The organism is Streptomyces sp. NPDC013157 (assembly GCF_042899865.1).
GTDB lineage: Bacteria > Actinomycetota > Actinomycetes > Streptomycetales > Streptomycetaceae > Streptomyces.
The window spans coordinates 261,240-273,427 of the sequence record NZ_JBIBAK010000017.1 but is presented as its reverse complement, the minus strand read 5'-3'; the positions used below and the strand labels follow the sequence as shown (position 1 = coordinate 273,427).

The 12,188-nt window shown below is 71.9% G+C and carries 12 protein-coding genes; 6 read left to right on the top strand and 6 right to left on the bottom strand.

Going from position 1 to position 12,188, the window contains the following annotated elements; translation table 11 throughout:
• Positions 1-84 precede the first annotated feature (84 nt).
• The gene (locus ACFY6U_RS39915; RefSeq protein ID WP_390046298.1) at positions 85-1,017 is read right to left on the bottom strand and encodes a DMT family transporter; all 933 of its coding nucleotides are present in this window, start codon (positions 1,015-1,017) and stop codon (positions 85-87) included.
• Positions 1,018-1,098: 81 nt separating this feature from the next.
• Here ACFY6U_RS39915 and ACFY6U_RS39910 point away from each other — a divergent pair, with 81 nt between their 5' ends.
• The 3 genes from ACFY6U_RS39910 to ACFY6U_RS39900 all read left to right on the top strand — a co-directional run bounded on the left by ACFY6U_RS39910 (position 1,099) and on the right by ACFY6U_RS39900 (position 3,603).
• Positions 1,099-2,007, top strand: a complete 909-nt coding sequence (locus tag ACFY6U_RS39910; protein ID WP_390046296.1) for a LysR family transcriptional regulator — start codon at positions 1,099-1,101, stop codon at positions 2,005-2,007.
• Positions 2,008-2,092: 85 nt separating this feature from the next.
• Positions 2,093-3,139, top strand: a complete 1,047-nt coding sequence (locus ACFY6U_RS39905; protein WP_390046294.1) for a phosphotransferase family protein — start codon at positions 2,093-2,095, stop codon at positions 3,137-3,139.
• A gap of 29 nt (positions 3,140-3,168) precedes the next feature.
• On the top strand, positions 3,169-3,603 hold the full coding sequence (locus ACFY6U_RS39900; protein ID WP_390046293.1) for a carboxymuconolactone decarboxylase family protein: 435 nt from the start codon (positions 3,169-3,171) through the stop codon (positions 3,601-3,603).
• On the opposite strand, the gene ACFY6U_RS39895 is transcribed toward ACFY6U_RS39900, so the two are convergent.
• Positions 3,590-6,076 (bottom strand): alpha-L-arabinofuranosidase C-terminal domain-containing protein, encoded by a 2,487-nt coding sequence (locus tag ACFY6U_RS39895; protein ID WP_390046291.1) that lies wholly within the window; start codon positions 6,074-6,076, stop codon positions 3,590-3,592. The genes ACFY6U_RS39900 and ACFY6U_RS39895 overlap by 14 nt on opposite strands.
• Before the next feature lie 168 nt (positions 6,077-6,244).
• Here ACFY6U_RS39895 and ACFY6U_RS39890 point away from each other — a divergent pair, with 168 nt between their 5' ends.
• On the top strand, positions 6,245-6,688 hold the full coding sequence (locus tag ACFY6U_RS39890) for a DUF6314 family protein (protein ID WP_390046366.1): 444 nt from the start codon (positions 6,245-6,247) through the stop codon (positions 6,686-6,688).
• A 208-nt stretch (positions 6,689-6,896) separates the two neighbouring features.
• Here the strand turns inward: ACFY6U_RS39890 and ACFY6U_RS39885 are convergent, their stop codons facing one another.
• From ACFY6U_RS39885 to ACFY6U_RS39875, 3 genes are all read right to left on the bottom strand, one after another.
• Positions 6,897-7,490, bottom strand: a complete 594-nt coding sequence (locus tag ACFY6U_RS39885; protein WP_390046289.1) for a histidine phosphatase family protein — start codon at positions 7,488-7,490, stop codon at positions 6,897-6,899.
• A 116-nt stretch (positions 7,491-7,606) separates the two neighbouring features.
• Positions 7,607-8,053 (bottom strand): GNAT family N-acetyltransferase, encoded by a 447-nt coding sequence (locus ACFY6U_RS39880; RefSeq protein ID WP_390046287.1) that lies wholly within the window; start codon positions 8,051-8,053, stop codon positions 7,607-7,609.
• Positions 8,054-8,095: 42 nt separating this feature from the next.
• Positions 8,096-9,541, bottom strand: a complete 1,446-nt coding sequence (locus ACFY6U_RS39875; protein WP_390046285.1) for a PLP-dependent aminotransferase family protein — start codon at positions 9,539-9,541, stop codon at positions 8,096-8,098.
• Here ACFY6U_RS39875 and ACFY6U_RS39870 point away from each other — a divergent pair.
• A complete protein-coding gene (locus ACFY6U_RS39870; protein ID WP_390046283.1) occupies positions 9,540-10,502 on the top strand; it encodes a DMT family transporter in 963 nt (320 codons plus the stop codon). The genes ACFY6U_RS39875 and ACFY6U_RS39870 overlap by 2 nt on opposite strands.
• 13 nt (positions 10,503-10,515) lie before the next feature.
• A complete protein-coding gene (locus ACFY6U_RS39865) occupies positions 10,516-10,716 on the top strand; it encodes a DUF1918 domain-containing protein (RefSeq protein ID WP_294008207.1) in 201 nt (66 codons plus the stop codon).
• A gap of 119 nt (positions 10,717-10,835) precedes the next feature.
• Here ACFY6U_RS39865 and ACFY6U_RS39860 read toward each other — a convergent pair whose 3' ends face one another.
• Positions 10,836-12,068 (bottom strand): glycoside hydrolase family 10 protein, encoded by a 1,233-nt coding sequence (locus ACFY6U_RS39860; RefSeq protein WP_390046282.1) that lies wholly within the window; start codon positions 12,066-12,068, stop codon positions 10,836-10,838.
• Positions 12,069-12,188 lie beyond the last annotated feature (120 nt).

Below are 12,188 nucleotides of genomic sequence, written 5' to 3'. Positions count from 1 at the left end.
GGCGAATTCCGAATGCGCGTACATCACGGGAAAGAATTCACGACTTCAAAGGAAACAGCAGCTTTCCAGAAAATGTTTCGCAGGTTAACTCGCCTGTGTGGAGCCTGTACGGGCCTCGCGCGGGGCCACGCTGCCAGCCGCCGCCACGGAGAGTCCGCGATGTGCGCGTTCGACGGCTTGACCCCAGTACGTCCCCGTGACGATGAGTGCGGCCCCGAGGACGGAGAGTCCGGTGAGCGGCTCGCCGCCGAGGGCGGTGCCGACCAGCAGGGCCCACACCGGTTCGGTGCCCAGCAGCAGCCCGGCCCGGGTCGCGGAGGTGCGCTGGACCGCCCAGGTCTGGGCGATGAAGGCGAACAGGCCGCAGAAGAGGGAGAGGTAAAGGAGCTGCGCCCAGGTGACGGCACCGGTCCGGGCCAGCGCGGGCAGCCCGGGGGCCGCCGGCAGCAGGAAGAGGGCGGCGCCGACGGCGCACTGTACGGCGGTCAGGTGCAGCGGGCGCAGGGCCCGGCCCGCGGCCACCCTGCCGACCAGCACCACATGCCCCGCGCGGACCACGGCCGCGGCGAGCATCAGCAGGTCACCGGCTCCGGGAGCACGCAGCCCGTTGCCGGAGACGAGCACTGCGACACCGGCCATGCTCACCCCGGCGGCGAGGAAGAACCGCCCTGGCAGACCGACCCGGTCCAGGACCGGGGTGAGGACGAGGGTGAGGCTGATGATCAGGCCCGCGTTCCCGGCGCTGGTGTGGGCGACACCGTACGTCTCCAGGACGAGGACGGCGGCCTGGGTGAGGCCGAGCAGGGAGCCGTAGACCTTCTCGTCCCGGGTGAGGCCGCCGGTGGCACCGAACCGGCGCAGCACGGCAGCGCACGCGAACGCGGCGACGGCGTAGCGCACGAAGAGGACGGTCGGAACGGGAAGGGCGTCCGTGGCCGTCTTCGCCGTCAGGTAACTGGAGCCCCAGACGACGGCGACGGCCAGGAGCACCACGTCGATACGGCGGGTGGTTGGCATGCGGTCCACGATCCACGACCTGCATGTTGAAGTAAACGACGACCTTCTCAACCAACCCTTTAGTGAAGCTACACTCACGCCATGGACGAACGGCAGCTGCGGGTCCTGCGGGAGCTGGGCGAACTGGGCAGCGTCACGGCCGTCGCCGAGGCGCTGCGGGTGACGCCCTCGGCCATCTCGCAGCAACTGCGGCTGCTCCAGCGCTCGATCCCGGTGCCGCTCACCGAGCGGGCCGGCCGCCGGCTGATCCTCACACCGGCCGGGCAGGCCCTGGCGGACGCGGCGATCGGCGTGGAGAAGGCACTGGCCCGGGCCCGCCACACCATCGACGCGTACGTCGACGAACCCGACGGCACGGTGTCGCTGGCCGCCTTCCACAGCGGAGCCGCCGCGTTCTTCCCCCTGCTGCTACGACGGCTGGGCGGACCGGGATCCCCCCGCCTCGCCCTCCACGACGAGGACGTGGCCCAGGCCGGCTTCCCGCCGCTGACCCGCGCCTACGACCTGGTCCTGGCCCACCGTCTGGACCACGCCCCGCCCTGGCCCCGGACCGCCACGGCCACCCCGCTGCTGCGCGAACCGCTCGACGTCGCCCTGCCCGTCGGCCACCCGCTGGCCGCGCGGCCCGCCCTGACCGCACACGACGTCGCCGGCCAGCCCTGGATCACCGTCCACGACGGCTTCCCGCTGCTGGCCACGGTCGAGGCCATCGCGGCGGCGGCCGGGCGCCGGGTCGACATCGTGCACCGCGTCAACGAGATCGCCGTGGTCGCCGAGGTGGTCGCCGCGGGCGGCGGGATCGCCCTGATGCCCCGCTGGACGTCCCGCCCGCACCCGGGCGTCACCCTCAGGCCCCTGGACGGCATCGAGGCCCACCGCCACATCGACGCACTGCACCGCCCGGAGCGGACGGCCCGCAAGGCGGTGCGAACCGTTCTCGGCGAACTCGTCGAAGCCGCGGAGATCATCCGAAGCAGGGATCACGGCTGACCCGGATCCCGTATCTTCGGGAGCGCTCCCACGCGCTCCCAGCGCCCCTCACGCACCGCCCCGTCGGACGAGAGCGAGTCGCCGCATGCAGAGCCTGACCAAACGCCGCCTGTCCGCCGCCGGACTCGACGCCCTCCTCCGGGAGGCGACGGGCGTCGGCTGCCGGCTGGAGGAGGAGCTGACCGACGGCTGGTTCAACAGCGCCTACCGGGTCCGCCTCGACGACGGACGCCCGGCCGTGGTGAAGCTCGCGCCGCCCGCCGAGGCTCCCGTGCTCCGCTACGAGCGCGGCATCATGGCGACCGAGGCCCTGGTCTACCGGCGCCTGGCCGGACTGGCCGCCGGAGCGGTACCGGCCCCCGAACTGCTCTTCGGGGGAGACGAGTTCCTGGCCGTCTCCGTGCTGGCGGGCACCCCTTGGGACAAGGCTGCCGAGCATCTCCCGCCCGCCACCGCCTCGGCGCTGCGCCACGAGCTGGGCGCGATCACCGCCCGGCTGCACACCCTGACCTCCGAGGACGGCCGGTACGGCTATCCGGCTCCCGAGGCGGAGCTGTCCGCCGCCGACTGGCGGACCGCCTTCACGGCCATGGTGGACGCCCTGCTGGCGGACGCGGCCCGCTGGGACGCCGACCTCGGGGTACCCGCCGCCGGGATACGGAGCCTGGTGGCCGAGGGCGGCCCGGCCCTCGACGAGGTCACGGAGCCCAGGCTCGTCCACTTCGACCTCTGGCCGGGCAACATCTTCGTCGACGACCGGGCGGACACGCCCCGGATCACCGGCCTCATCGACCACGAACGGGCGTTCTGGGGCGACCCGGCCGCCGAACTGGTCTCCCTGGCGTTCGGCGGGGACACCGGCCCGGACAGCGACCTGGTGGCCGGGTACCGGGCGGCGGGCGGCCACCTCGACTTCTCCCCCCGCACTGCGCCATCGGCTCGCCCTGTACGACCTCTACCTGGGTTTGATCCTGGTCGTGGAGTGCGGCCCCCGCGGCTACGCCGGCGACCACGCCGCCTGGACCCGGCGCCACCTCGACGAACAGGTCGCCGCGCTGCGCGCACTGGGGTGACCGCGGAAACGGGCTTGACCTGGAGCACGCTCCAACTCCTAGCGTTCTTCTGGTCGTGACCGGATCCGAGGAGAACGGAAGAGCTGACATGAGCGAGAGCACCACGCGCGAAGAACGTTTCGCCCACGGCCTGGAGGTCCTGCGGAAGGTCGACGGCGAGGCCGGGCAGCGGGTCATCGACTCGCTGGCCGACGTCAGCCCCGAGCTGGGCCACCAGATCGTCGCCTGGGGCTTCGGCGAGATCTACGCCCGCCCGGAACTCTCGCCCCGGGACCGGCAGTTGGTGACGCTGGGCATGCTCACCGCATTGGGCGGCTGCGAGCCCCAACTGGAGGTGCACGTCAACGCGGCCCTCAACGTGGGCCTCACGCCCGAGCAGATCGTCGAGGCCCTGCTGCACTCCGCCGGGTACTGCGGTTTCCCCAAGGCCCTGAACGCCACCTTCACCGCGAAGAGGGTCTTTACCGAGCGTGGACTGCTGCCGGTCGGACAGCAGCCCACGCCGGACGCTACTTCCGCCTGATCCGCAGGAAGGTGATCGAGTTCGCCGGGAAGGTGTAGGTGAACGTGTCCGCGACCCCGGTGAGGGTGGACGTGACGGGGGCGACCGCGGTGGACGCCTCCGTGTTCACCGCGCCGGGCGCCGCCGCGAGGGTGGTCACCTTGGCCTTCTTGGCGACCTCGGCGCCGCCGAGGTCGACGGCCGTACGGGCCGCCGCCGACTGGGCGTTGACGACCTTGACGATCAGGTCGCCGGTCTTCCTGTCCTCGGTGACGACCTGCCGGAACGGCTCGGCCGGCTTGTCGTCGGTGAAGCTGCCCCACTCCTGCCCGTCGAGGTACAGGGTCACCTGACGGCCCCGCACCTTGATGCCGACGTCATAGGCACGGCCGGTGTCGACCGACCCCGGCTTGGCGATCAGCGTGGACTTGCCGCCGTCGACGGCCTGCTCGACCGCGGTCTGGGTGTTGTTCCAGCCGCCGATGTTCCACCAGTAGTAGTTGCCGGTGTCCTTGACGCCGAAGGCGACGAGGAAGCCCTCCTTGCCGGACTTCTTGGTGGCCGTCACGTGCAGGTCGTAGTCGTGCCAGTTGGTGTCACCGGCGGAGACCATCGTGTTCTCGGCAGTGTCGGAGGTCTCGACGTACTGCCCGTCCTGGACCGCCCAGCTGCCGCCGCCCGTGTGCGTCCACTGCGACGCGTCACCGGAGAAGTCGTCGGTGAGCAGCGTGTTCCCGTCGGCGTCCGTGACCTTCACGTCGTCGTAGGCGGCGCTGGTGTTCCAGGTGGACAGGCCGACGGCGCCGGTGATGGGGCCGCTGACGTTCGGTGTGGTGGTGGCCGTGCTCGGCACCACCTGGTCACCGACGTTGTTCATGAACAGCTTCTGGACCTCGTAGTTCGCCGAGCCCCAGGAGGCGTGGTTGTTGAACCACACCATGTCCGGGCTCCACTGGACGTAGTCCTCGTTGGCGAACAGCGGGGCGTAGGAGGCCAGTTTCACGACGTCCGCGTTGCGTTCGAGGCCGGTCATGTAGGCGGCCTCGGCGAGCCCGTTCTTGAAGGTGTTGCCGCCGGAGGCGTACTCGCCGACGAAGACCTTCGGTCCGCTCCGGTCGTAGGAGTCGTAGCGGTCGTTGTTCTGCAGGAACCACTGCGGGCTGTTGTAGTAGTGCTCGTCGACCATGTCGACCTTGGCGTCCTTGTTGAGCTGCCAGGCCGTGTCGAAGGTCGTGCCGGAGTCGTCCGGGCCGGAGTTGGAGATGACCCGCATGTAGGGGTACTTCGCCTGGATGGCGGTCCGGAACCGGGTGAAGCGGGCGAAGAACTGCTGGGGCAGGTTCTCCTCGTTGCCGACCTCGATGTGGGTGAGGTGGAAGGGCTTGGGGTGCCCCATGCGGGCGCGCAGCGCGCCCCATTTCGACGTGACCGGGCCGTTGGCGAACTCGATGAGGTCGAGGGTGTCCTGGATGTGCCGCTCGAGCAGCGCGTCGTCGTCGACGGCCTGGTTCTGGCCGCAACCGGTGACCAGGGCCGGGACCACGGGCAGCGGCATGGCGCCGATGTCCTCGGCGAAGCGGAAGTACTCGTAGTAGCCGAGGCCGTAACTCTGGTTGTAACCCCAGAAGTTGGCGTTGGTGGCGCGGGTCTCGACCGGGCCGACGGTGTCCTTCCACTGGTACGACCGCTTGCGCTGGTAGCCGGAGGCCTCGCTGTAGTCCTGCATCGAGCCGGTGTTGACCAGACAGCCGCCGGGGAAGCGGACGAAGCCCGGGTGCAGGGCGGCGATCTTCTCGGCGAGGTCCTTGCGCAGGCCGTTGGGCTCGTGCTTGTAGGTGTCGCGCGGGAAGAGGGAGACCATGTCGAGGGCGGCGGCACCGGAACTCGCCACGGTGAGGCGGCCGTCGGAGCTGGTCCGGGTGGCGGTGAAGGTCGCCTTGTACCGGGCCCACCCGTGCTTCTTCACGGCCACCCGGCGGGCGGTGGCGAGCGTGCCGCCGGAGTCCGAGAGGCCGACCGTGAGGGCCGTACCGCTGTCCGCGCGGGCCCAGACCGAGAAGTCGTACTTCTTGCCGTCCTCGACGCGGATGCCGGTGTTGTAGCCGGAGTTGGTGACGGCCGAACCGGCGGACAGGGACAGGTAGTCGCGGTTACGGGCGTTCAGCCGGCCGTCGTCGTTGACGACCTGGGCGGTGCCGGTGACCGTCCACGCGGTGAGCGGAGTGTAGGACTTGTTGTCGTCGGCCGTGTACTCGAAGGACCTGTTCTGGACCAGCTCCGCGTACAGGCCGCCGTCGGCGGCACGGTTGATGTCCTCGAAGAAGACGCCGTACATCGTCTTGTCGATCTTGGCGCCCTGAGCGGCCGGATCGACGGTGATCGAGTAGTCGGTGACGTCCTCTGCGTGGGCGGGGGCCGGGAGGAGACCGGCGGCGAGCAGGAAAGCGCTTGCACCCAGGCCGAGTCCCAGCCGGGTGCGCGTGGTGCGTGACATGGATACTCCGCGGCTCGTGAGGAGAATTACGCCATTCGTGCTATTCGAGATATCGAACAACTGTCAGCACTTCGAACGGCAAGATATGGAAGGGGCATGAGCGCGTCAATGGTGCCCTCGGCCGGGGGTCGGCGCGGCGTAGGCTCGGGAGCCGACGAAGGGATGACCGTGGGCGAGTTCTGGCCGGTGGCGGACGTCCTGGCTCACCTGGCCGGGCGGTGGCGGGTGGACCGGACCGTGCGGGATCTGGCGAGCGGGGCCGAGGGCCGCTTCGAGGGGGCCACGCTGTTCCGGCCCCTTGACGGCGGCGGCCTGCTGCACGAGGAGTCGGGCACGTTCACCTGGCAGGGCGTGACCCGGCCCGCCGAACGCACCCTGCGCTTCCTGCCCGGCCACCGCCCCGGCACGGCCGACGTACGCTTCGCCGACGACCGCCCCTTCCACGACCTGGACCTGACCACGGGCCGGCACATCGCCGACCACCCCTGCGCCGCCGACCTCTACCGCGGCGAGTTCACCGTCCAGGATCCCGACCACTGGCACACGGTGTGGCGCGTGGCCGGCCCGACAAAGGACTTGCTCCTCACAACCGACTACACACGCCGGCACTGAGCGCCCCTTCAGTGCGCCCCCGAAGGGGCGCGGGGAACTGCGCGACCAGCCACAACAACGCCGCAGCCGACCGACAACCCAACCCAGCACCTCCAAGACAGCGCCCCTGCACTTCAGCGCGCCCCGAAGGGGCGCGGGGAACTGCGCGACCAGCCACGACGGCGCCGCCGACGGCCGACGGCCGAACTCGGCGCCCCCAGCGGAGCGCCTACGTGTGGGAGGTCTGAGTCGACGCCGGGTCGAAGCGCAGGTTCCAGCGGCCGCCGCGGCCCGTGACCGTGGTCGTGGAGAGCGGGCGTACGTCGATGTTCCAGTAGGTCGCGGGCGGTGCCTTGAGGGCGTAGACGAGGGCGGCCCGGATCACCGAGGGCTCGGCGACGGCGACGATACGGTCGCCGTCGCCCACGGGGCGGGTGTCGAGCCAGCCGCCGACCCGGGTGATGAACGCCAGCAGCGACTCGCCACCGTGCGGGGCACCGAGCGGGTCGGAGAGCCAGGCGTCCACCTGGTCCGGCTCCCTGGCCATCGCCTCGCCCAGCGTCAGCCCGCGCCAGCGGCCCATGTCGCAGTCGCGCAGCGCGAGCTGGACCAGCGGGGCGTACCCCAGGGCGTCGCCGGTCGCGCGACTGCGCGGAGTCGGCGAGCAGTAGCGCAGCTCCGCCGCAGCGAGAGGCAGCAGCTCACCGGCGACGCGCTGCACCTCGCCCCAGCCCGCCTGGTCCAGCGGGCGGTCGTCCTGGAAGCGCTCCGCGAGCAGCGGCGAGCTGCGCGCGGACGCGACGAACGTGACCCGAAGTGGCATGCGGCGATGGTGTGACGCGCATGTGCGCAGGTCAAGGGCGATTGGGCGGTGAGTTGGCGGACGTGGAGGAAATGTTACTCAAAGGTCAGGAGGAGTCCGACAAGTCGGCCGGAATGTCACTCGGGCGACGTGTAGTACAGCGCCATCCACTGGTCCGGGCGTTCGAGCGGGGCAAATCCGAGCTTCTCGTAGACCCCGTGGGCGTCGTGCGTGGCCAGCAGCACGCGTCGCACGCCAGACGGCCGCAGGTGCTCGCGGACCGCGCCGACCATCGCCGTACCGACGCCCTTGCCGCGCACCGAGGGGTCGACATAGACGTCGCAGAGCCAGGCGAACAGCGCATGGTCGGTCACCACGCGCGCGTACGCCACCTGCTCCCCGGTGGCGGTGTCGTAGACCCCGAAGTTGAGCGAGCCCGCCATCGCGCGCTCCTGCTGGTCCAGCGGGCGGCCGGTCGCCCAGTAGGCGTCGGTCGACAGCCAGCGGTGGACACGCTCGACGTCCACGCGGTCGGTGTCGGCGGAGAACTCGTAGCCCTCGGGGAGGCCGGGTGCGTCGCTCATGCGGGGATCCTCGCCGGTCGGGCGCGCGGCGTCGATCGGATTTCAGGGCCTGGGACGCAGCACCTCGTCGCACGCGGCCCGCAGCCGTCGTACCCCCTCCAGGATCTCCCCGGCCCCCGCGACCGCGGCGAAGCTCAGGCGGACGTGGGCGGCCGGGGCCTCGGCGCTGAAGTACGGGCGGCCGGGGGTGATGGCGACCCCGGCCCGCAGGGCGGCGGCGGTCAGGGTGGTGTCGTCGGTGCCGTCGGGCAGGCGCGGCCAGAGGTGGTAGCCCCCGGAGGGGATGTGCGGGAGGACGAGTTCGGGGATGTGGTGGGCGAGGGCGCCGGTGAGGGTGTCGCGGCGGGCCTTCAGCTCCGCGGCGAGGTTGCGCAGGTGGCGGGGCCAGGCCGGGGAGCCGACGAGTTCGAGGGCGGCCTCCTGGAGCGGGCGGGGGACGAAGAAGGTGTCGACGATCTGGATGGCGCGCAGCCGTTCCAGGACCGGGCCGCGGGCGGCCAGCGCGGCCACCCGGAAGCTCGGCGAGGTGGCCTTGGTGAGCGAGCCGACGTGGACGACGACGCCGTCGGGGTCGTCGGACGCCAGCGGGCGGGGCAGCGGGCCGGCGTCGGCGTGCACCAGCCGTCGCACGTAGTCGTCCTCGATCACGAACGCGCCGGCCTCGCGGGCGATGCGCAGCACCTCGGCGCGGCGGTCGGGGGCCAGGACGGCGCCGGTCGGGTTCTGGAAGAGGGGCTGGCAGACGAAGACCCGGGCGCCGGTGGCCCGGAAGGCATCGGCGAGGAGGGCGGGCTTCACACCGTCGGGGTCGACCGGGACCGGGACCGGGCGGAGGCCGGCGGCGCGGGCGATGGCGAGCATGCCGGGGTAGGTGGGCGACTCGACCAGGACCGGGGCACCGGGCGGGGCGAGTGCGCGCAGGGCGGTGGCCAGGGCGGACTGGCCGCCGGACGCGATCAGCACCTCGGCCGCGGTGACCGCGCCGCCGATGTCCCGCGCGAACCACTCGCGCAGCTCGGGGAGGCCTTCGAGCGGCGGCCGGCCCCAGGCGCCGGGACGGCGGCCGGCCCGCGCCAGCGCCGCCGCCATCGCGCGCTCGGGCTCCAGGGAGGCGTGCAGGTAGCCGCCGCTGAGTTCCAGCACGCCGGGCGGCGGGGCGGCGAGGCACACGGTGACCCCGGACGCGTCGACGGTCCGCGGGACCACGTCGAGGGCGCCGTCGGCGCTGAGCGCCACCTCCTGCCAGGAGGTGTCCCCGGTGGGCTCGGCCGCGCTGCGCGGCGGCGCCTTGAACGCGCCGGCGCCCGGCCGGGTGACGACCAGCCCCTCCGCGACCAGCTGGGCCAGCGCCCGGGAGACGGTCACCGGGCTCACCCGGAACCGCTCGACGAGGGCCCGGCTCGACGGGAGCTTTCCACCAGGAGAGTAGCGGTCGAGGTCCCGCCGCAGCCGTTCCGCCAGTTCCGCGACACTGCTACGCTCTTGCATGAAAGTAGAGAGTAGCGCTACCAGCCCGACTTCGATAGCGGTCGGCACGCCACCGGTCGACGCCCCGGGCACTCCCCCGGCCACCTCCCCGGCCGCCCACTCCTCCCAACGGCTCGGCACCCTCCAGGCCGCGCTCGGCGTCGTCGCCTTCTCGCTCACCTTCCCGGCCACGGCCTGGGGACTGGAGGGCTTCGGGCCGTGGGCGCTGGTGGCGGTGCGCAGCGTGCTCGCGGCGGCCATGGCGGGCTGCTGCCTGCTGTTCCTGCGGGTACGGCTGCCCGAGCGCAGGCACTGGGCGGGGCTGGCGGTCGTCGCGGCCGGGGTCGTGCTCGGCTTCCCGATGCTGACCACGCTCGCCCTGGAGACCTCCACCACCTCGCACGCGGCCGTCGTGGTCGGCCTGCTCCCGCTGACCACCGCCCTCTTCTCGGCCCTGCGCATGGGCATCCGCCCCTCCCGTACCTTCTGGGCGGCGGCCCTGGCGGGTGCGGCTGCCGTGCTGGCGTTCACGGTCGCCCAGAGCGGCGGGGCGCTCACCTCCGCGGACGGTTATCTGTTCGCGGCCCTCGTGGTGTGCGCGGCCGGCTACACCGAGGGCGGCCGGCTGGCCCGGGTCATGCCGGGCTGGCAGGTCATCGGCTGGGCGCTGGTGGGCTGCCTGCCGCTGACCGTGCCGGCCGCCGTGATCGCGCTGTCGTACGAGCCGGTCGTCTGGAACGCGCACGGGGTGGCCGGTGTGCTGTGGGTGGCGGCGGGATCGCAGTTCCTCGGTCTGGTGGTCTGGTACCGGGGGATGGCGGCCGTCGGCATTCCGAAGGCCAGCCAGTTGCAGTTGGCCCAGCCGCTGCTCACACTGGTGTGGTCGGTGCTGCTGCTGGGCGAGCACCTCACCGCGGCCGCTCCACTCACGGCCGCCGCCGTGCTCGTGTGCATCGCCGTCACCCAACGATCGCGATCGTGAGGAGGCCCTGGAGATGCGTGCATCCGAGGGCGACCAGCTTGTCCAGCACGGCAGGGTGGTCGGACAGCACGACCAGGTCTCGGAAGTCGTCCAGGTACTCGGTCCCGAGGGCACCCCGCCCTACCGGGTCCGCTTCGAGGACGGGCACGAGGCCATCATGTCCCCCGGTCCCGACTGTCAGGTCAGGCACCGGGAGATCCACGAACAGCGGTAGCGCTCCGCTGGTAGTGCCGCGACGGGCCGTCGGTTGGCTGCGGCGCCGTTGTGGCCGGGCGCGCAGTTCCTCCCCCAGCCTTCGGCCGGGGGACCCCCAGCGCCCCTGCGGGGCGCAGGTCAGCTCGGTGGGGTCGCCGGCTGCTTGTAGTGGTCGGCGACCACCCGGGCGAGCGCCCCGATCCGGTCGGCGGAAACGTCCTTCGCGGCGAAGTACACATGCCCGCCGACCTGCGCGTACCGACCGGCCAGGGTGAGGTGCCGGGACAGCTCGGCCGGGTCCTGCCAGGCCGCGGCGGCACCGGCGGCCCCGGCCTGGTACAGCGCCTCGCCGATGTAGAGCCGCGTCCCGGATCCCTTGGCCACGTCCGCCCACCAGTCGACCACCTTGGCGTAGTCGGCGGCGGTGTTGCCGATCTGCCAGTACGCCTGCGGGACGATGTAGTCGATCCAGTTCTTCTGCACCCATTTCCGGGTGTCCGCGTACAGGTCGTCGTACGTCTCGACGCCCGCCTTGGTGTCGGAGCCGCGGGAGTCGGTGGCGGCGTTGCGCCACACCGCGAACGGGCTGATCCCGAACCGGGTGCCGGGCCGCAGCTTGCTCACCCCGGCGGCGGTCTCGGTGACCAGCTTGTCGATGTTGTCCCGCCGCCAGGCCGCCCGGGACGAGAAGTCGCCGCCGTGGGTGTCGTACGCGTCGTCGTCGTCGAAGGTCTGGCCGGCCACCGGGTACGGGTAGAAGTAGTCGTCGAAGTGGACCGCGTCCACGGGGTACTTGGCGACCGCGTCGAGGATCGCCTGCTCCACGAAGGCACGGACGGCCGGGATGCCCGGGTTGTAGTAGAGCTTGCCGCCGTACCGCACCACCCAGTCCGGGTGTTTGCGGGCCGGGTGAGAGGCGACCAGCTTGCCCGGGTCGGTGTGGTTGGCGATCCGGTAGGGGTTGAACCAGGCGTGCAGTTGCAGGCCCCGGGCGTGGGCCTCCTCGACGGCGGTGCCCAGCGGGTCCCAGCCGGGGTCCTTGCCCTGGGTGCCGGTGAGATATTGCGACCAGGGCTCGTAGGGCGAGGGCCAGAACGCGTCGGCGGTGGGCCGTACCTGGAACATCACGGCGTTGAGCCGGTGGTCGACCGCCTGGTCGAGGAGGGCGGTCAGCTCCTTGCGCTGGGCGGACCCCGACAGTCCGGTGCGGGAGGGCCAGTCACGGTTGGAGACGGTCGCGAGCCACATGCCGCGCATCTCGGTGACCGCCCGGCGCGGTGGCCGTCCCGACGGCGCGGCCGCGCCGGGTGCCGCCGAGGCCAGCACGGACAGGGCCGCCAACGCGAACGCCCTGCGAGACACTCGTGCCATCGTAAGAGCCTCTCACTCTCCGGATCCGCGAGGTCACGGATCGCCTCCGCGGCACAGGATGCCCGCACCCGGACGATCGATCATCGATACTTACGGGTAACGTGCTCGAACGGAGCAGGC

Coding starts and splice junctions, on each gene's coding strand:
- ACFY6U_RS39905 (WP_390046294.1), top strand. CDS start 2,093: ATGCAGAGCCTGACCAAACGCCGCCTGTCCGCCGCCGGACTCGACGCC.
- ACFY6U_RS39860 (WP_390046282.1), bottom strand. CDS start 12,068: ATGGCACGAGTGTCTCGCAGGGCGTTCGCGTTGGCGGCCCTGTCCGTG.
- ACFY6U_RS39875 (WP_390046285.1), bottom strand. CDS start 9,541: ATGCAAGAGCGTAGCAGTGTCGCGGAACTGGCGGAACGGCTGCGGCGG.
- ACFY6U_RS39895 (WP_390046291.1), bottom strand. CDS start 6,076: ATGTCACGCACCACGCGCACCCGGCTGGGACTCGGCCTGGGTGCAAGC.
- ACFY6U_RS39870 (WP_390046283.1), top strand. CDS start 9,540: ATGAAAGTAGAGAGTAGCGCTACCAGCCCGACTTCGATAGCGGTCGGC.
- ACFY6U_RS39900 (WP_390046293.1), top strand. CDS start 3,169: ATGAGCGAGAGCACCACGCGCGAAGAACGTTTCGCCCACGGCCTGGAG.
- ACFY6U_RS39910 (WP_390046296.1), top strand. CDS start 1,099: ATGGACGAACGGCAGCTGCGGGTCCTGCGGGAGCTGGGCGAACTGGGC.
- ACFY6U_RS39915 (WP_390046298.1), bottom strand. CDS start 1,017: ATGCCAACCACCCGCCGTATCGACGTGGTGCTCCTGGCCGTCGCCGTC.
- ACFY6U_RS39880 (WP_390046287.1), bottom strand. CDS start 8,053: ATGAGCGACGCACCCGGCCTCCCCGAGGGCTACGAGTTCTCCGCCGAC.
- ACFY6U_RS39885 (WP_390046289.1), bottom strand. CDS start 7,490: ATGCCACTTCGGGTCACGTTCGTCGCGTCCGCGCGCAGCTCGCCGCTG.
- ACFY6U_RS39865 (WP_294008207.1), top strand. CDS start 10,516: ATGCGTGCATCCGAGGGCGACCAGCTTGTCCAGCACGGCAGGGTGGTC.